General features: G+C 59.3%; 19 protein-coding genes. 7 read left to right on the top strand and 12 right to left on the bottom strand.

The window, feature by feature from the left end; genetic code table 11:
- The first annotated feature begins 147 nt into the window (after nt 1-147).
- The 3 genes from ACR0C3_RS11855 to ACR0C3_RS11845 are packed head-to-tail and all read left to right on the top strand — an operon-like array spanning nt 148 to nt 2,584.
- On the top strand, nt 148-1,080 hold the full coding sequence (locus ACR0C3_RS11855; RefSeq protein WP_480758604.1) for a bifunctional riboflavin kinase/FAD synthetase: 933 nt from the start codon (nt 148-150) through the stop codon (nt 1,078-1,080).
- Nucleotides 1,077-1,550, top strand: coding sequence for a YcgN family cysteine cluster protein (locus tag ACR0C3_RS11850; RefSeq protein ID WP_170637497.1), 474 nt, complete (start codon nt 1,077-1,079; stop codon nt 1,548-1,550). The genes ACR0C3_RS11855 and ACR0C3_RS11850 overlap by 4 nt, the downstream gene beginning before the upstream one ends.
- Complete coding sequence (locus ACR0C3_RS11845) at nt 1,550-2,584, top strand: threonine aldolase family protein (RefSeq protein WP_480758603.1); 1,035 nt, start codon at nt 1,550-1,552, stop codon at nt 2,582-2,584. The genes ACR0C3_RS11850 and ACR0C3_RS11845 overlap by 1 nt, the downstream gene beginning before the upstream one ends.
- A 2-nt stretch (nt 2,585-2,586) precedes the next feature.
- Here ACR0C3_RS11845 and ACR0C3_RS11840 read toward each other — a convergent pair whose 3' ends face one another.
- On the bottom strand, nt 2,587-3,189 hold the full coding sequence (locus ACR0C3_RS11840) for a DsbA family protein (protein ID WP_480758601.1): 603 nt from the start codon (nt 3,187-3,189) through the stop codon (nt 2,587-2,589).
- 107 nt (nt 3,190-3,296) lie between these two features.
- Here ACR0C3_RS11840 and ACR0C3_RS11835 point away from each other — a divergent pair, with 107 nt between their 5' ends.
- Together ACR0C3_RS11835 and rpiB are read left to right on the top strand one after the other, a co-directional pair.
- Nucleotides 3,297-4,316 carry a ribose-phosphate pyrophosphokinase gene (locus ACR0C3_RS11835; RefSeq protein ID WP_170637503.1) on the top strand — a complete coding sequence of 340 codons (1,020 nt, stop codon included), beginning with the start codon at nt 3,297-3,299 and terminating at the stop codon, nt 4,314-4,316.
- 102 nt (nt 4,317-4,418) lie between these two features.
- Nucleotides 4,419-4,859 (top strand): ribose 5-phosphate isomerase B, encoded by a 441-nt coding sequence (rpiB, locus tag ACR0C3_RS11830; protein WP_480758599.1) that lies wholly within the window; start codon nt 4,419-4,421, stop codon nt 4,857-4,859.
- 43 nt (nt 4,860-4,902) lie between these two features.
- On the opposite strand, the gene ACR0C3_RS11825 is transcribed toward rpiB, so the two are convergent.
- The 7 genes from ACR0C3_RS11825 to ACR0C3_RS11795 form a co-directional block, all read right to left on the bottom strand.
- Nucleotides 4,903-5,253, bottom strand: a complete 351-nt coding sequence (locus ACR0C3_RS11825) for an H-type lectin domain-containing protein (protein WP_480758598.1) — start codon at nt 5,251-5,253, stop codon at nt 4,903-4,905.
- 115 nt (nt 5,254-5,368) lie between these two features.
- Complete coding sequence (locus tag ACR0C3_RS11820; RefSeq protein WP_170374624.1) at nt 5,369-5,779, bottom strand: F0F1 ATP synthase subunit epsilon; 411 nt, start codon at nt 5,777-5,779, stop codon at nt 5,369-5,371.
- Nucleotides 5,780-5,791: 12 nt separating this feature from the next.
- Nucleotides 5,792-7,216, bottom strand: coding sequence for a F0F1 ATP synthase subunit beta (gene atpD / locus ACR0C3_RS11815; protein ID WP_170460468.1), 1,425 nt, complete (start codon nt 7,214-7,216; stop codon nt 5,792-5,794).
- An 18-nt stretch (nt 7,217-7,234) separates the two neighbouring features.
- Nucleotides 7,235-8,113, bottom strand: coding sequence for a F0F1 ATP synthase subunit gamma (locus ACR0C3_RS11810; protein WP_170374620.1), 879 nt, complete (start codon nt 8,111-8,113; stop codon nt 7,235-7,237).
- A 12-nt stretch (nt 8,114-8,125) separates the two neighbouring features.
- On the bottom strand, nt 8,126-9,664 hold the full coding sequence (atpA, locus tag ACR0C3_RS11805; protein WP_170374618.1) for a F0F1 ATP synthase subunit alpha: 1,539 nt from the start codon (nt 9,662-9,664) through the stop codon (nt 8,126-8,128).
- The gene (locus ACR0C3_RS11800) at nt 9,665-10,225 is read right to left on the bottom strand and encodes a F0F1 ATP synthase subunit delta (protein WP_480758597.1); all 561 of its coding nucleotides are present in this window, start codon (nt 10,223-10,225) and stop codon (nt 9,665-9,667) included.
- Between the two features lie 300 nt (nt 10,226-10,525).
- A complete protein-coding gene (locus ACR0C3_RS11795) occupies nt 10,526-11,260 on the bottom strand; it encodes a methyltransferase domain-containing protein (RefSeq protein ID WP_170680344.1) in 735 nt (244 codons plus the stop codon).
- Nucleotides 11,261-11,322: 62 nt separating this feature from the next.
- Between ACR0C3_RS11795 and gloB the strand changes: the two genes are divergently transcribed.
- Entirely contained in the window at nt 11,323-12,090 is a 768-nt protein-coding gene (gloB, locus tag ACR0C3_RS11790; protein WP_480758596.1) for a hydroxyacylglutathione hydrolase, read from the top strand.
- 174 nt (nt 12,091-12,264) lie between these two features.
- Nucleotides 12,265-14,589 (top strand): ATP-dependent Clp protease ATP-binding subunit ClpA, encoded by a 2,325-nt coding sequence (gene clpA, locus ACR0C3_RS11785; RefSeq protein WP_480758595.1) that lies wholly within the window; start codon nt 12,265-12,267, stop codon nt 14,587-14,589.
- Nucleotides 14,590-14,671: 82 nt separating this feature from the next.
- Here clpA and ACR0C3_RS11780 read toward each other — a convergent pair whose 3' ends face one another.
- From ACR0C3_RS11780 to ACR0C3_RS11765, 4 genes are all read right to left on the bottom strand, one after another.
- Nucleotides 14,672-15,094: a BUD32 family EKC/KEOPS complex subunit gene (locus ACR0C3_RS11780; protein WP_480758593.1), complete on the bottom strand. Its 423-nt coding sequence runs from the start codon at nt 15,092-15,094 to the stop codon at nt 14,672-14,674.
- Between the two features lie 330 nt (nt 15,095-15,424).
- Nucleotides 15,425-17,104, bottom strand: a complete 1,680-nt coding sequence (locus ACR0C3_RS11775) for a peptidoglycan -binding protein (RefSeq protein ID WP_480758591.1) — start codon at nt 17,102-17,104, stop codon at nt 15,425-15,427.
- Nucleotides 17,105-17,107: 3 nt separating this feature from the next.
- The gene (locus tag ACR0C3_RS11770; protein ID WP_170664719.1) at nt 17,108-18,286 is read right to left on the bottom strand and encodes a biopolymer transporter ExbB; all 1,179 of its coding nucleotides are present in this window, start codon (nt 18,284-18,286) and stop codon (nt 17,108-17,110) included.
- A 68-nt stretch (nt 18,287-18,354) separates the two neighbouring features.
- The gene (locus ACR0C3_RS11765; protein ID WP_170701916.1) at nt 18,355-18,885 is read right to left on the bottom strand and encodes a gamma-glutamylcyclotransferase; all 531 of its coding nucleotides are present in this window, start codon (nt 18,883-18,885) and stop codon (nt 18,355-18,357) included.
- Nucleotides 18,886-18,897: the final 12 nt, after the last annotated feature.

The raw sequence follows: 18,897 nt of genomic DNA, 5'->3' as shown, positions 1-18,897 counted from the left end.
CAATCTCTGCGGCAATGACCGGCGCGCTGTATCCGTCATCGCTGAACCGAATGCCGCATTGCCCCTCACCATCGGAACGGGCTGAATTGTACCAAATTCTCAAAGGTCACGCTTGAACATACTGTTGATGAACAGTACCCAAAGCGCATGCAGATCATCCGGGACTTCCAGTATATCGAGCCAGAAGATCGCGGCGCCAGCGTGGCGATCGGGAACTTTGATGGCGTCCATGTCGGGCATCAGTCGGTTATCGAACTGGCGCGCAATGCGGCTCCGAATGCGCCTCTGGGCGTGCTGACCTTTGAACCGCATCCGCGTGAGTATTTTGCACCCGATGCGCCTCCGTTTCGCTTGATGCGCGGGAACGCGCGGGCGCACCGGCTTGAGAAGCTGGGTGTGCAAAAGCTGTACGAACTGCCCTTCAATGCCGCTTTGGCCGGGCTGACCCCCGAGGAATTCGCGAGCAATGTGATCTGCGACGGTCTGGGCTTGTCTCATATCGTTGTGGGTGCGGATTTCTGCTTTGGCAAAGGGCGGGTTGGAACGGCGCAGGACATGGTCCGCTTTGGCGAGCAAATGGGGTTCGGCGTGACCATCGCCCCTTTGATGGAGCGTTCCGAAAACGTCGTCTCTTCGACCGCGGTCCGAACCGCGCTCAGCGAAGGCCGCCCCGGCGATGCGGCGACCATGCTGGGCCATTGGCACCGCATCGAAGGCGAGGTCATCGGGGGCGAGCAGCGCGGACGCGAGCTGGGCTTTCCCACCGCAAACATGTCGATCGAGGGCCTGCACCCGCCAAAATTCGGTGTTTATGCCGTACTGGTGGACGTTCTGGACGGCCCCAACAAGGGCTCCTACCAAGGCGCAGCGTCGATTGGCGTGCGGCCCATGTTCAATGGTGAGGTCCCCAATATCGAGACCTTCCTGTTTGATTTCTCCGGCGATCTTTACGGTGCAACTCTCTCGGTCGGGTTGGTCGAGTTCCTGCGGCCTGAATTGAAGTTCGATGGTCTGGACGGGCTGATCGCCCAGATGGATGCCGATTGCGCGAAGTCGCGCGAGATTCTGGCGGCTCGATGAGCGTGGATCCGATCAACCGCGCGGACCTGCCCCCGCGCTTTTGGGAGCGCAAACCACTGCGCAAGATGAACCAGCGCGAGTGGGAAGCGCTCTGTGATGGGTGCGGCAAGTGTTGCCTGAACAAGCTGGAAGACGAAGACACGGGCGAGGTCGCGCTGACCTGCGTCGCCTGCCGCCTTTTGGACGATGAAAGCTGCCGCTGCACCCAGTATGACATCCGGCACCAGTTCGTGCCCGAATGCATTGTCATGACGCCGGACAACATCGACTCGCACGCCTACTGGCTGCCCCAAACCTGCGCCTATCGCCTGCTGTGGGAGGGCAAGCCTCTCTATGATTGGCACCCATTGCTGTCTGGCACAGCCGATAGTGTGCATGCCGTCGGCGTCTCGGTTCAGGGGCGTACCGTGTCCGAGTTCGAGACTCCCATGGAAGAGTGGGAAGACTATATCATTGAGGAGCCGACCTGATGTATTTTGCCTCTGACAATTCCGGGCCTGTCCATCCGCAGGTACTGGCAAAACTGGCCGAGGCCAATCAGGGCTATCAGATGGCCTATGGGGCTGACACGCTGATGAATGAGGTCCGAGACCGCCTTCGCAGCATTTTCGAAGCCCCCGGCGCGGCGGTCTATCTGGTGGCGACCGGAACGGCAGCGAATTCACTGGCGCTGGCCACCCTCTCCAACCCGTGGGAGACGATCTTCTGCTCTCCGGTCGCGCATATCCACGAGGATGAATGCAATGCGCCGGAATTCTACAGTGGCGCCAAGCTGACCCTAGTGCCGGGCACTGACAAGATGACCCCCGAGGCCTTGCGCCGGACTATTTCCGTAGAAGAAACGCGTGGTGTGCATGGACCGCAACGAGGACCAGTTTCCATCACACAAGTGACCGAGCGAGGGTCGGTTTATTCTCTGGAAGAATTGCAAGCCCTGTGTGCGGTTGCGAAGGAGTATGACCTGCCGGTGCATCTGGATGGCGCGCGGTTCACCAACGCTCTGGTCGCTCTGGGGTGTTCACCGGCCGACATGACGTGGAAGGCTGGCGTGGACGCGGTCAGCTTTGGCGGGACCAAGAACGGGTTGATGGGCGTCGAGGCGGTGATCTTCTTCGACGAATCCAAAGCATGGGAATTCGAGCTGCGCCGCAAACGCGGGGCGCATTTGTTCTCGAAACACCGGTATCTGTCAGCCCAGATGGCAGCCTATCTGGAAGACGATCTTTGGCTGACATCAGCTCGCCAGGCGAATGCAAACTGTGCTCGTCTGGCCGAGGGTTTACGCACCAAAGGAGCCGATTTCCTGCATGAGCCACAGGCCAACATGATCTTCGCCTCCTTCCCGCGTGCCAAGCACCGCCAGCTTCACGCGGCGGGCGCGGTCTATCACCTGTGGGGAGCGCAGTTGGAAGGCGAAGATGAGGCAGAGCCTCTGCCCTGCCGTCTGGTTTGCGACTGGTCGATCAACCACGAACAGATCGACCAGTTCCTATCCCATCTGTAGGCTCAGCCTTTAAACTCGGCCAAGTGTTGGTCGAGGTCGTCCAGACTGTCCTGCCCCCAGAACCGCTGACCATCTGGTGTGATGTAGAAGGGCGCGCCGAAAGCCCCGCTCTCCACGGCCTCTTCCAGATTGGCTGCATAGGTCTCAGCCCCCACCAACAGGCCGCTATCGGCCAGAACGGCATCGAACCCGGCTTGCGTCAGGCAGTCACGGATAACGTCGTCCTGCGCGACGTCTTTCTCTTCGGCCCAACAGGCTCGCAGCAGGGATTGGCATAGTTTACCCACATCCCCCGATCCATCTTTGGCCGCCGCAATCACAGCGTAAGAGGACGGAGCCATATTGGTCGGCCAATGCGCCGGCTTCAGGTTGAACGGTACGCCAAGCTTTTTCGCGACCCGCACCAGATTCTGCGCGCGGTATTCAATGCGGGAAATATGCCGGTCTTTTGGTGGCGTGCCGCCCGTGCGCCCGAACAGCGCCATGATGTCCAGCGGCTTGTAGTTGATCGTCGCACCATGCTTGGCTGCGATCTCCTCCAGCCGTGTGCCCGCCAGATAGGTATAGGGTGAAATTGTCGCAAAATAGTAGTCAATCTGGGTCATCTGCACTTTCTCCGCTGCGTTGTCTTTGCGGAACGGTAAGGCCATGCTAAGCGGTGTCAACATCACGAATCTGTCACATTGCCAACGCTGCCCGGGGACTTCAGCCGATGCCGACACTCCACGAACCCAAGCTGATTGCTGGGAACGCTAACCTTCCGCTTGCCGAAACCATATCACGCCGCATGAGCCTGTATCGCGGCGTTGATCAGGGTCTAGTCGATGCCCGCGTCGAGCGCTTCAACGACGGTGAGATCTTCGTCGAGGTGTTCGAGAACGTCCGTGGCGAGGATATGTTCATAATCCAGCCGACCTCGAACCCGGCGAATGACAACCTGATGGAACTGCTGATCATCGCCGACGCGCTGCGCCGCTCGTCCGCGCAGCGCATCACCGCCGTGATCCCTTACTTTGGCTACGCCCGTCAGGACCGCCGCACCAAGGCCCGCACACCGATCTCGGCAAAGCTGGTCGCCAACATGCTGACCGGCGCAGGGATCGAGCGGGTTCTGACGATGGACCTTCACGCGGCCCAGATTCAGGGCTTTTTCGACATCCCGGTGGACAACCTCTACGCCTCACCGATTTTTGCCTTGGATGTGAAAAACCAGTTCAAAGACAATATGGACGAGATCATGGTGGTCTCGCCCGACGTTGGCGGCGTGGCCCGCGCGCGCGAACTGGCCAAGCGGATCGAAGCCCCACTGTCGATCGTCGACAAACGCCGCGAAAAGGCCGGTGAAGTGGCCGAGATGACCGTAATCGGCGATGTTAAAGACAAGATCTGCCTGATCGTCGATGACATGTGCGACACTGCCGGCACCCTGTGCAAAGCGGCGCAGGTGCTGCTGGACAACGGCGCGAAAGAGGTCCACTCCTACATCACTCACGGCGTCATGAGCGGACCCGCGGTTGAACGTGTGACGAATTCGGTGATGAAATCTCTGGTTCTGACCGACACGATCCAGCCGACAGATGCGATCCTGAAAGCCAAAAACATCCGCATCGTGCCGACCGCGCCGATCTTTACCCAGGCCATCCTGAACATTTGGAACGGTACCAGCGTCTCGTCCCTGTTCGAGGACAAGACCCTGACCCCGATCTACGAATCCATGTACCAGATGGACTGATCTTACGGGGCGGCTTGCGATAGCCGCCCTTTTCTTTTCAGCGGCGGCGGATTAGGACGCCCCTGCCCTATCTCTACCAACACATAGCGGGACAGCGTTCTCATGACTGACACCAAACGCGTCGTTCTTTCCAGCGACCACGCCGCCATCGACCTGCGCCAAGCCCTTGCAGCGCATATCGCCCAAGCCGGGTGGGAGGTCGTCGATATCGGCCCCACCACGCCTGAAAGCACGCATTACCCTCTGCACGGCAAGGCTGCGGCTGAACGTGTGGCCTCGGGCGATTGCAATCTGGGTATTCTGCTGTGTGGCACAGGCCAGGGGATCATGATGGCTGCCAATAAGGTTCCGGGTATCCGCTGTGGCGTCTGCTCGGATACGTTCTCGGCCCGGATGATCCGCCAGCACAATAACGCCAACATGCTGTCCATCGGTGCGCGCGTCATTGGCGAGGGTCAGGCCCTCGATATCGTTGACGCGTTTCTGACGGCCGAGTTCGAAGGCGGCCGCCATGCGACACGCGTGGACATGATTGAAGACTGATCAAAGCATTGGCCCGCATGATCTGCGGGCCATAGCACCGGCCTTATGAGATGTCCCAATCATCCTCGTGGGCAACCTCGCCAATCGCCGTCCACGACGCGCGGATGCGCGCGATCTTCGTATCGGACCATGTTCGAAACACGGCCGTGAATCCTTCGTCCGTGATCTCTTCGGTCTGAACCTCGGCGCGCAGGGCCGAGGATGTATCCACATCCCACAAAGATACTCCGATCTGGATCACCGGGGCTGATCGGAACGGCTGGCTGAATTTCACCGGGGAACGACGCTCACGCGGACCATTGCCCGTCCACATGTCGCCGCCGTTGGAAAAGTCCGAGAATAGAACAGTCTCGCCTTGGTCAATACCTATGGGATGGGTGCGAAAAATCTTCATGTTTTTATGTCTTTAACTCGTAATTACCGGAACTTATTCCACAGTTATCTCACAATCACGACAAAAAAACGGCCCCGCGAAAGCGAGGCCGTTCAATTATTCTGCAATGAACCTGTTACAGGCTCATATGCGTTCCAAGGGCTTCCATATCGGCCAGCAGCTTGGCGGCTTCGTCGACGATGGACTGATCATCGCCTTCCTTGGCCGCATCATGCGAGGCACGCGCGTCGGCGATCAGGTCATCAAGATGCGACCGGGTAACTTCGGCAACCGGAATGGCCTTTTCGGCCAGAACCGACAGGCCATCACCGTTGATCTGAGCAAACCCACCGGTCACCAGATATTCGCTGGTGCCTTCGGGTGCGTCGACCTTCAGGATGCCCGGGCGCAGCGTGGTGATCGTGGGGGCATGATCGGGCATGGCCGTCATGTCCCCGTCCGCGCCGGGAAGCTGGACCGCGGTGGCCGCGAGCGAAGCAAGGCTCCGCTCGGGGCTGACGAGGTCGAATTGCATCGTGTTTGCCATCAGGGATACTCCTTAGGCGGCTTCTGCGGCCATCTTCTCCGCTTTGGCGATCACTTCGTCGATGCCGCCAACCATCAGGAAGGCCGCTTCGGGCAGGTGATCGTATTCGCCAGCCACAACAGCTTTGAACGATGCTATGGTCACGTCCAGAGGAACCTGAACGCCCGGCGAACCGGTAAAGACTTCGGCAACGTCGAACGGCTGCGACAGGAAGCGCTCGATCTTACGGGCACGGGCAACGGTCAGTTTGTCTTCCTCTGACAGTTCGTCCATGCCGAGGATGGCGATGATGTCCTGCAGCGACTTGTAGCGCTGGAGGATCTGTTGAACGTCGGTCGCAACCGCGTAGTGCTCTTCTCCAACGATGGCCGGGTCCAGCAGACGCGACGACGAGTCGAGCGGGTCAACAGCCGGGTAGATACCCTTTTCCGAGATCGCACGGTTAAGAACGGTGGTCGCATCCAAGTGAGCAAACGAGGTGGCCGGCGCGGGGTCGGTCAAGTCGTCCGCAGGTACGTAGATCGCCTGCACCGAGGTGATCGAGCCCGACTTGGTCGAGGTGATGCGTTCTTGCAGAGCACCCATGTCGGTCGCCAGTGTCGGCTGGTAGCCCACCGCCGAAGGAATACGACCCAGCAGAGCCGAAACCTCGGAGCCCGCTTGCGTGAAGCGGAAGATGTTGTCGACGAAGAACAGAACGTCGGTACCGGACTGGTCGCGGAACTGCTCGGCCAGGGTCAGACCTGTCAGAGCAACACGTGCACGCGCACCCGGAGGTTCGTTCATCTGACCGTAAACCAGCGCAACCTGCGACTCCGACAGGTTGTCAGGCTTAATAACGTTCGATTCGATCATCTCGTGGTAAAGGTCGTTCCCTTCACGGGTCCGTTCACCAACACCCGCGAACACCGAGAAACCCGAGTGCACTTTTGCGATGTTGTTGATCAGTTCCATGATCAGAACGGTTTTACCAACTCCGGCGCCGCCGAACAGGCCGATCTTACCGCCTTTGGCGTAGGGGGCCAGCAGGTCAACAACCTTGATGCCGGTGACCAGGATTTCCGACTCGGTCGACTGTTCGTCGAACTCGGGTGCGGGCTGGTGGATTGCGCGGGCTTCAGTTGCTTCAACCGGGCCTTTTTCGTCGATCGGCTCGCCAACAACGTTCAGGATGCGGCCCAGAGTTGCGTTACCAACCGGAACCGAGATCGGTGCGCCAGTGTCGGTTACAACTTCGCCGCGGACCAGACCTTCGGTCGCGTCCATCGCGATGGTACGGACGGTGTTTTCACCCAGGTGCTGAGCAACTTCCAACACCAGGCGCTTGCCGTTGTTGGTGGTTTCCAGCGCGTTCAGAATTTCAGGCAGTTGATCTTCGAACTGCACGTCGACGACGGCCCCGATGATCTGTGTGACTTTGCCTTTTGCATTCGCCATGTTTCGTCTCCGGTTTTCTTACAGCGCTTCGGCGCCGGAAATAATTTCAATCAGCTCGTTGGTGATCACGGCCTGACGTGAGCGGTTGAACTGGATCGTCAGCTTGTCGATCATCTCACCCGCGTTGCGTGTCGCGTTGTCCATCGCGGACATCCGTGCACCCTGTTCAGACGCTCCGTTTTCGAGCAGAGCCGAGAAGATCGCGGTTGCAACCCCCTTGGGCAGCAGGTCAGCCAGAATGGCCTCTTCGCTGGGCTCGTAGTCGAAGATTGCACCGCTGTCGTCACCTGCCGCTTCGTCTTCGAACGAGGCGGGGATAACCTGCTGTGCCGTCGGGATCTGGGTCACAACGTTGACGAACTTCGAATAGAAGATCGTGGCAACATCGAACTCACCCGCATCGAAGCGAGACAGGACGTCCTTCGCGATGTCTTGCGCATTGGTGTAGCCAATACGTTTGACTTCGCTCAGGTCGACATGACCTACGAACAAATCGCCCAGATCGCGCTTGAGCGCGTCGCGGCCTTTTTTGCCAACGGTCAGAACTTTGACCGTTTTGCCTTTGCCGCGCAGCTCTTCAGCTTTGGCGCGGGCCAGCTTGGCGATGTTCGCGTTGAAGCCGCCACACAGGCCGCGTTCAGCTGTCATCACAACCAGCAGATGGACATCATCACTGCCCGTACCACGGAGCAGTTTAGGGGCGCTGTCGCTGCCCCCGACCGAAGCCGCCAGCCCCGCCATCACGGCATTGAACCGCTCGGCATAGGGGCGCGAGGCTTCAGCAGATTCCTGGGCGCGGCGCAGTTTTGCAGCCGCGACCATCTGCATGGCCTTGGTGATCTTGCGGGTCGATTTGACCGACTCGATCCTGTTTTTAAGGTCCTTCAGACTAGGCATCGGAACCTCCTCTTATGCGAAGGTCGCGGCAAATTCGTCGATCGCTGCCTTGATCTTGTCGGACGCTTCACCTTTGATCTTCGGATCTTCGTCGGTGAGCCATGTCAGCAGGTCAGCGTGCTTACCGCGCAGGTGCGCCAGCAGACCGGCCTCATAGCGGCCAACATCCGATACGTCGATCTTGTCGAGGTAACCGTTGGTACCGGCGAAGATGACGCAGACGATTTCCGCGTTGGTCAGCGGCGAGTACTGCGGCTGTTTCATAAGCTCGGTCAGACGGGCACCACGGTTCAGCAGCTGCTGAGTTGCGGCGTCGAGGTCCGAACCAAACTGCGCAAACGCAGCCATTTCGCGGTACTGAGCCAGTTCCAGTTTCACCGGACCAGCAACCGATTTCATCGCGTTGGTCTGAGCCGAGGAGCCCACACGCGAAACCGACAGACCGGTGTTCACAGCAGGACGGATACCTTGGTAGAACAGCTCGGTTTCCAGGAAGATCTGACCGTCGGTGATCGAGATCACGTTGGTCGGAATAAACGCCGAAACGTCACCACCCTGGGTTTCGATAACCGGAAGAGCGGTCAGCGAGCCTGCACCGAAATCTTCGTTCAGCTTCGCCGAACGCTCCAGCAGACGGGAGTGGAGGTAGAAAACGTCACCCGGATAGGCTTCACGGCCCGGCGGGCGGCGCAGCAGCAGGGACATCTGACGATAGGACACAGCCTGCTTGGACAGGTCATCATAGATGATCAGCGCGTGGCGGCCATTGTCGCGGAAGTATTCCGCCATCGCGGTCGCGGCGTAGGGCGCCAGGAACTGCATCGGTGCCGGGTCAGACGCGGTCGCGGCAACAACGATCGAGTATTCAATCGCGCCGGACTCTTCCAGTTTCTTCACCAGCTGCGCAACGGTCGAGCGCTTCTGACCGACCGCAACGTAAACGCAGTACAGTTTCTTCGACTCGTCGTCGCCTGCTGCGTCGTTGTAAACTTTTTGGTTCAGAATGGTGTCCAGAGCAACGGCAGTTTTACCGGTCTGACGGTCACCAATGATCAACTCACGCTGGCCACGGCCGATCGGGATCATCGCGTCAACTGATTTCAGGCCGGTTGCCATCGGCTCGTGCACCGATTTACGCGGGATGATGCCGGGGGCTTTAACGTCTGCAACGCCACGCTTGGTTGCGTTGATCGGGCCTTTGCCGTCCAGCGGGTTGCCCAGACCGTCTACAACCCGGCCCAGCAGCTCGTCACCGATCGGAACGTCCACGATCGAGTTGGTGCGCTTGACGGTGTCACCTTCTTTGATGTCACGGTCAGAACCGAAGATAACGACACCAACGTTGTCGCTTTCCAGGTTCAGCGCCATGCCCATGATGCCACCGGGGAACTCGACCATCTCACCGGCTTGCACGTTGTCCAGGCCGTATACACGGGCAATCCCGTCACCGACGCTCAGCACGCGGCCGATCTCGGCCACTTCGGCTTCCTGACCAAAATTCTTGATCTGGTCCTTCAGGATTGCAGAAATCTCTGCAGCTTGGATTCCCATTTATCCGACCTCTTTCATTGCATTCTGTAGGGAGTTCAGCTTCGAACGGATCGAGCTATCGATCATTTTCGAGCCCACTTTAACGACAAGACCGCCGATGAGGCTTTCATCCACGGTCGCATTGATAGTCACGGTCTTGCCCACACGCTCGGACAGCGTCTTGGACAGTTTTTCCATTTGCGTCTTGGTCAGCGCCTTGGCCGAGGCGACATCGGCGGTTACTTCGCCGCGCTCTTCGGCGAGCATGTCGCGCAGGACCTGCACCAACTGCGGCACCACAAACAGGCGACGCTTCTGCGCCATCAGACCCAGCGTATTGCGCAGGATGGCGCTCAGGCCCATCTTGTCTGCAACAGCGGCAATGGCACCCTCCTGTTCGGCGCGGGAAACCAGCGGAGATGCGATCAGGTCGCGCAGATCTGCGCTTTCGCCCAGTGCAGCTGCAAGATCATTGATGCCGGATTCCAGACCTGCAAGGTCTTTGTTCTCTTTTGCGATCTCGAAAATCGCGGTGGCATAGCGCTCGGCGATGCCTGTGGAAATCGAAGCTGGTTCGGACACGTCCACCCTTCCGATACTTAGGCCCCGAAAACCGCGCGCGCAGCCAACCCGGGGGCGTGAAGATACCCCGTCCTTAAAGGGCGGGGATCAAAATCACCGGGGATGTATCAGAGGTGCTTCCACCAAGCAATACGCGATAGCGGTAACTGAATTATCCACAAATCTTTAGTTTTCATAAGCTTAACTCAAGTGCGACCGTTTGGACCCCTTGGCGCAGTTGAAAAATGTTACTGATTTGCAGGTTTTTGCGATTCCTGTGACCTTTTTCCCGCATTTTTTCCCGATGACTGCGCGGAATCGTCACGCCGGCTTCAGCAAACCGTCCAGCGCTTTGATCGGACGTTTCACCTTGTCTTTGGTGACCGTACCGCTTGGCGGGCGGATCAGCTTGCTGACCTCAACCATCAGCACGCCTCCGGCCATTACGGTGGGAATGCGCTGGCCGGTTTTTTCGATCAGGCTACCCGATTTTAGCCAAAACCGCCGGAACGAGGGCGGAAGATACAGCGCGGAACAGTGGTTTTCAGGCACGAAATGATGGCTGCGCAGGAGGTTCTCGAGTTGCGTGGCCGAATATGGGTGACCAAATCCGAACGGTGTCCGGTCGGACCGCGACCACAGCCCCGCCCGGTTCGGCACTACAAAAAGCGCTCTGCCCCCCGGCCCCAACACGCGCCAGCATTCCTCAAGCACCTTGCTGGGCTGTTCCGAGGTTTCAAGCCCATGCATCACCACCAGCTTGTCCACGTGGCCCGTCTCAATCGGCCAAAGCGTCTCTTCGGTCAGGACCGAGACATTGGGCATCCCGGCAGGCCAGGGCATCACCCCCTGAGGACCCGGCATCAATCCGACAACCCGCCGCGCGTCGGCGAGGTAGGGCCGCAGAAGAGGGACCGCAAAGCCAAATCCGGCCACCGTCTGGCCCTTCGCCTCGGGCCAGAGGTCGATCAGCCGACCACGAATCGCAGCCTGCGCCGCACGGCCCAGCGTGCTGCGATAGTAGAAATTCCTCAGATCCTGCACATCAAGATGCATTGCGGACACCCGGTCAATCGGCTTAGCTGAGGCGCAGTCTAGCAACGAAAGGGCAAAAGGCCATGCCTCTTGAGATCGTAACCATCCCATGTCTCAGCGATAATTACGCGTTTCTTGCGCATGATGCCGAAAGCGGAGCGACCGCGCTGATCGACGCACCCGAAGCCGGGCCCATCCTGGCCGAGTTGGAGGCGCGCGGCTGGACCCTCAGCCATGTCTTGCTAACTCACCACCACTGGGATCATGTAGACGGACTGCCCGGAATTCTTGAAAAACACCCAGCCAAGGTGATCGGAGCCGCCGCCGATGCACACCGCCTGCCCCAGCTCGACCAACAAGTCAGCGATGGCGATAGCTTTGAGTTTGCGGGCGAGCCAGTTCAGGTGATGGATGTCTCGGGGCACACTTTAGGCCACGTCGCCTATTACATGCCGCAAAGTGCCGCTGTCTTCACTGCGGATAGCCTGATGGCGCTGGGATGCGGGCGCTTATTCGAAGGCACGCCAGAGCAGATGTGGCGTTCGCTTAGCAAACTTGCGGCGCTGCCGGACAACACGCTCGTATGTTCGGGCCACGAGTACACCCAGTCTAACGCCAAATTCGCCGTAACCGTCGACCCAACCAACACGGCGCTACAACAGCGCGTCGTCGATATCGACCGCGCGCGCGCCGCAGGGCAGCCCACGGTGCCCTCGAAACTGGGTCTGGAAAAGGCAACCAACCCGTTCCTTCGCGCCGAAGATCCGGCGATTCTGGCCCATTTGGGCATGGAAGGCGCAGACCCGGTCGCTGTTTTTGCCGAGATCAGGGGTAGAAAAGACAATTTCTGATGCCTATTTGACCATCCTCACGGCCACTCTCACAACAAATGTGACTGTCAAGTGAAAGAAAACCCTTGAAGCCGGGCGTCGATCAACCAAACTCTAATAGTATGAGGACATGGTTGGGATGGGGATCCGGCCGCAAGCCTGCCCCCTTCTGACCCAAGACAGAGGAGCACCCGCGTGCCTTCATTCTCGAGCACTTTGGAACAAGCAATTCACGCAGCTCTGGCAGCGGCGAATGAACGGCGACATGAGTTTGCTACGTTAGAGCATCTACTACTGGCGCTATTGGAAGAGCCTGACGCAATCCGGGTCATGAAAGCCTGCAGCGTCGATCTGGACGAATTGCGCAGCACATTGGTCGAATTCATTGATGAGGATCTTTCGAACCTCGTCACCGATATCGACGGGTCCGAGGCCGTGCCAACGGCAGCATTCCAGCGCGTCATTCAGCGCGCGGCCATTCATGTGCAAAGCTCGGGCCGGACTGAGGTCACAGGTGCCAACGTACTGGTCGCCATCTTCGCCGAACGCGAAAGCAACGCCGCTTATTTCCTGCAGGAACAGGACATGACCCGGTATGACGCGGTCAATTTCATCGCGCACGGCGTCGCGAAAGACCCGGCCTATGGCGAAAGCCGCTCGGTCTCGGGCGCGGATCAGGTCGAGGATGAGGTGCAAGCCACCGCGAGCGACGAAGATCAAAAAGAAAGCGCCTTGGGCAAATATTGCGTCGATCTGAACGCCAAGTCGCGCGCAGGCGATGTGGACCCGCTGATCGGTCGCGCCGATGAGGTCGAGCGCTGCATTCAGGTGCTATGCCGCCGGCGCAAGAATAACCCATTGCTGGTGGGCGACCCGGGTGTAGGCAAGACGGCGATTGCCGAAGGCTTGGCGCATAAGATCGTAGCCGGTGAAGCCCCGGATGTACTGTCGAACACCACCATTTACTCTCTCGACATGGGCGCGCTGCTGGCCGGAACCCGCTATCGCGGCGATTTCGAAGAGCGTCTCAAAGCGGTTGTGACCGAGTTGGAAGATCACCCAGATGCGGTGCTGTTCATCGACGAAATCCACACCGTGATCGGTGCCGGGGCGACCTCGGGCGGGGCCATGGACGCGTCCAACCTGCTGAAGCCAGCGCTTCAGGGGGGCAAGCTGCGCACCATGGGCTCGACCACTTACAAGGAGTTCCGTCAGCATTTCGAAAAAGACCGCGCGCTCAGCCGCCGGTTCCAGAAGATCGACGTGAACGAGCCTTCTGTTGAAGACAGCGTGAAGATCCTGCGCGGTCTGAAGCCCTATTTCGAAGAACATCACGCCATCAAATACACCGCGGATGCGATCAAAACAGCTGTGGAACTGTCGGCGCGCTATATCAACGACCGCAAATTGCCCGACAAGGCGATCGACGTCATCGACGAAGCCGGTGCCGCGCAGCATTTGCTGGCCGAAAGCAAGCGTCGCAAGACAATCGGTGTGAAGGAGATTGAGGCCGTCGTCGCCAAGATCGCCCGTATCCCGCCGAAGAACGTCACCAAGGACGATGCGGTGGTTCTGAAAGACCTCGAAGCCTCGCTCAAGCGGGTGGTCTTCGGGCAGGATGACGCCATTGTGGCCTTGGCCAGCGCAATCAAGCTCGCGCGTGCCGGCCTGCGGGAGCCTGAAAAGCCCATCGGCAACTACCTGTTCGCCGGTCCAACCGGTGTGGGTAAGACCGAGGTGGCGAAACAGCTGGCCGACAATCTGGGCGTGGAACTGTTGCGCTTTGACATGTCGGAATACATGGAGAAACACGCAGTCAGCCGTTTGATCGGTGCGCCTCCGGGCTACGTTGGCTTTGACCAGGGCGGTCTGCTGACCGATGGCGTCGACCAGCATCCTCACTGCGTCTTACTGCTTGATGAGATCGAAAAAGCGCACCCGGATGTGTTCAACATTCTGCTGCAGGTCATGGATCATGGCGAGCTGACCGATCACAACGGCCGCACGGTGAACTTCCGCAACGTGGTCCTGATCATGACCTCGAACGCAGGCGCGCAGGAACAGGCAAAGGCCGCGATCGGCTTTGGCCGCGATCGTCGCGAGGGCGAAGACACCGCCGCGATCGAGCGGACGTTTACGCCGGAATTCCGCAACCGTCTGGACGCGGTGATCTCGTTCGCGCCGCTGCCGAAAGAGGTCATCCTGCAGGTGGTCGAGAAGTTCGTTCTGCAGCTTGAGGTGCAACTGCTGGATCGCGGCGTGACCATCGACCTGACGCCCAAAGCCGCCGCATGGCTGGCCGACAAGGGTTATGACGACAAGATGGGCGCGCGTCCTCTGGGCCGCGTGATCCAAGAACACATCAAGAAGCCTCTGGCCGAAGAGTTGCTGTTTGGCAAACTCGCCAAGGGCGGTGTTGTTCGCGTGTCGGTCAAGAAAGGCGACCTGCACTTGGATATCCTCGGCCCCGATCAGCCGCGCATTCCGGGCAACAAGCCTCCGCTTTTAACGGCGGACTGATCTAAGGTCATTGAAAAAGAAAAACCCGCCAGTGTTTGGCGGGTTTTTTCATGTCCAAAGCTTTACGGTAAATGTCCGGTTCTCACTGCCCGGTCTGGATTCGGCGCGCTGGAGCGGTATGGGTGACGGCCCATTTGCCCCGAACCGCCCAATAACCAGATAGCAGGTCGGACGCATAACGCGGGCCTAGCTGACCTTGAAACAAGGCCGACAGCAAGGCGATGCTCAGATCGCGGGCTTTGCGCAACCTCCCCGCTTTGGCCGGCTTAAAGTACTCGAAATCAATGAACCTGATCTGCTGCCCATCCCAGCACATATCGCGAAAGGCGGGTCGGCCATGGGCAAGATCTGACGCATGAAGCCGCGCTAAGGCCCGGCCTGCGGCGCGACAGGCTGTTTGTTTTTTGAAAAGTTCACAGGAAAGATCCCCACAAAACCGGGTCAGGCTGAGACCCGCATCCTCGACGGCGATGAAATCGGAACCCTCGGCCAAGATGCGCGGCACTGGGACTCCTTTGTTCCACAAATCGCGATGCGACGTCCGGTCCCTTGCAAACGCCGCCTGAGGGCAGCCTTTGACCAGCCAGAGATGGGGTGCAAAGCGCTCAACCCGTTTGAGCCAGAACCTGTCTCCACTTGCGGTTCGGCACAACACCACCCGTCGGTATGATGCTCGTAAAGCCGTTTCAACCGTATTGTACAGGTCTGCTGCCCTTTGGGTCACGCGTCTCTCCTCTCAACCTATGACAGTAATCTAGGTTTGAGGCGCGTGTGTTTCATCGGTAGCAGGCGGCAAATCCGGATGGCAAAGGCGGTTTTTCGCCACGCGCGGGGTTTAGCGCTCGGTCAGTTTCAACTCAATCCGTCGGTTCTGTGCTCGCGCCTCGGGTGTGTCTGCCGGGTTGACAGGCTGGAACTCTCCGAACCCGTTGGCGGCCAAGCGATTGGGTGGAATGCCCAGCGCTTCGACCATATAGCGCACGACGGAGAGCGCTCGCCCCTGGCTCAGTTCCCAATTGTCGCGGTATCGACCCGAGCCAGCCAAGGGCACATTGTCGGTGTGGCCATCCACCCGGATCACCCAGTTCAGACCTTCAGGGATTTCGGCGGCAACTGTGCGGAGGATCTCAGCGACTTTGGCGACCTCCTGCCGGCCTTCCAGCGACAATACTGCAGAACCAGTGGCAAAAAGCACCTCAGAGGAGAACACGAACCGGTCGCCTTCGATCCGCACGCCATCCTGATCGCCCAGAACGTCACGGAGGCGGCCAAAGAATTCCGACCGGTAGCGTTGCAAATCCTCGGCCTGCGCCGTCAGTTCCTCATTCTGTCCTGCCAGCGCTTCGGCCTCAGCCTCTAGGCGTTGACGCTCAGCCTCTTCCAGCAGGCGGCGGCGGCGTTCCTCGGATGCGGCGCGGGCTAGAGCCGCGTTCAGGTCCTGCCCCAAGGATTGAATTTGAATTTCAGCGGCCGTATTGCGGTCCTCGTAGTCGTCCAGCAGCGCCTGCAGCGATCCCAATTGTCCGCGCAATGCTGCGATCTGCTGGTTCAACAAAGCGGCCTCTCGCTGCGCCTTTTCTGACACCGCTTGTTCCGCCGAAAGCGTCTCGCGGGCCACGGCCAGCAAGGCATCGCGCTGTTCGGCCAGGGAACGCTGGGATGCTGCATCTTCTTGTGCCTCGGCCTGCGCTGCCAGAGCGGCCTCCAACTGGGCCTCCAGCTCTTCCGCGTTCAACTCACCAAACTGTCGTTCCAGTTCTGCACGGGCTGCATTCGCGGCGGCCAATAGGGTCAGGGTTTCCTCAGCCTCTTTGCGCTGCGCCTCTAGCGCAAGGGTCATGGCGGTCAGTTCCGCATCGGCGTTCTGAAGGCGATCCCTCAGAGCTTCGGCAGCGGCGGCCTCTGCCAGCCTGCCAGCCTCTTCTGCACTTAGCTGATCTTCGAGTTGAGCAATCTGCGCGGCGCGTTCTTCGCCGCTTTGTTCCAGATCGGCGACCAAAGCCTCCAAAGCCTCACGGCGGGCTGCAGCAAGGCGGGCGGCTTCGGCTTGCGCGTCGATTTCTTCGCGGCTTTGCGCCAAGGCCTGATTCAGACTGTCGCGCTCGCCCAAAAGATCCGCCCGTTGCGTCTCAAGTGCCGCAATCGCGTCTTGCGCCCGCGCCTGGTCAGCCAACAGCGCCGCAACCTGAGCCTCAAATCCGGTAATCTGGCTTTGCGCCTCAGCCAGACTATCTTCCGTTTCGGTCAGTGTGGCATTCAAGGCCCCCAACCGCGCTTGCAGGCGGCTATTCTCACGCTCTTCCAACCCTAAAGCACCAGCCAGTGCGGCAACCTCATCCGCAAGGGTCGTCAGCTCATCCTCCTGACCCGAGATCGTTTCACGCAGCACGAATTGGATGACCATGAAGATAGTCAGCACGAAGGTCAAAACCATCAACAGACCCGTCATCGCATCGACAAAACCGGGCCAGACCGAGCCCTGGAACCGTTGACCGGTGCGGCGGGAGAGGGCCATGGGTTATTCCCCCTCGTGCGTGGTTCGAACCGCGCCGCGTGGCAGGGTCAGAGCCTTCACTAGCAGTTCGATATCCTTGCGGAATTCGTTCATGCTGTCCTGACGACCGGCGGAGATCTCTTCGAGGATGCGCAGCAACTGAACATCCATCGACCGCAGGCGCATCCGGCTTTCTGCATCGATGCCCTCGCCCGCCCCGTGTTCGCGCATGTGATCCAGCAAGGCGTCCTGACCCAAGGCAACACGCTCCAGCGCGGCGGTAACGCCTTCATTATCCGCCTGACGCTGGTTCATTTGTCCGATGACAGTGACCAATTGACCAAGCTTGTTGGACACGTCGGCCCGCTCTTCCTCCTGCGCCGAGAACAGATCCTGTAGCGCGTTCATCTGATCGGACATGGCGTCAAGAACAGGCGCCAGAACCGCGACCTCAGCCCCGCCATCTTCGCCCGAGGCAAATCCGACCCGGGTGATTCCCGACAGCCATTCCTCAAGCTCGCGGTAGAAACGGTTTTGTCCGTGACCGGCGAAGACCTCCAAAAGGCCCACGATCAATGACCCGGCGAGGCCCAGCAAGGATGATCCGAACGCAACACCCATCCCCTGCAGCTGCGCCTCAAGGCCCGTCATCAAACGGTTGAAGACGGCCAGCCCCTCTTCCCCTTCCTGCGGGTTCAGGCTGCGAATGGTGTCGACAATGGCGGGCACCGTGGTGGCCAGACCGAAAAATGTCCCCAAGAGGCCTAGATAGATCAGAACGTTGGTGATGTAGCGCGTGATCTCACGCTCTTCTTCAACCCGTTCCGCAACCGAATCCAGAATGGACCGGGTCGAGGTTGAACTGATCTGCGACCGCGCACCGCGTTCGCGCAGCAGAGAGGCCAATGGCGCAAGCAACTGAGGGGTGCGCGCATCCTCATGCACCACACCGCCCACAAAAGCCTCGATCCAGCGAACCGAGCCGATCAGCTGCGCGACCTGATAGAAACAGGCGAAGACACCGATGATGAACACCAGCAGGATGAAGCCGTTCAGATAGGGATTGGCAAAGAAGACCGGCAGCACATAGGGCAGCGCCAGAAACACCCCGAGGCCCGACAGGCCGATTGCGATCAGCATCAGAAGAATCTGCCGGATCGGTTGCGAGAAATGCGGTCTCGCGCCCTGTTGTGCCTGCGCCATGCGCGTTATTCCTGGTTCTGCCTGCTCTGGCCTGAATCTAGCGAAAAGACGCCGATGACGCCAAGGGTTTATGCGGTGATGCTGCGCACCCGTTGCGACAACCACTCAAGATCGGGATCGTGCAGGCCGATCTCGGCCAGATGCTCGGTGGTGTTATACAGATATTCTGTGTTTGGACCGCGCCCTCCAACGGCATGGGCGATGATCTGAGCCTGCTCTTCCAATGGCATGCCGCCGCAATACTGTACGTGATCGGCATCAATCACATAGGTTACGGCATTTACGACCTCACCATTGTCCAGATGCACGTCCAGCATCTTTTCGACATAGGCCGACGAGATCAGCTCGCGCTCACGCAGTTCGTGAAGGGTGCGGTCCTCATGCCCAGCTTCCACGGCCAGCGCCAAACCTTTGCAATGCGCCTCAGGCTGTTCGTCCAAAGCCAGCACAAGGCCGGGGTGGTCCTCGGTGCCGCGATGGTGGATCGAACTCATGCAGAAAGAGCGCGCATATCCGTGCAGCATCGCAAGCTCGGTGCGTGCCACGGGAAAGCCCGGGTTCCACAGTAGCGATCCATATCCGAAAACCCACATCGTCATTGCTCTGGTCCT

This window comes from Ruegeria sp. CK3 (assembly GCF_056536565.1).
This window is presented reverse-complemented; position numbering and strand designations above follow the sequence as displayed.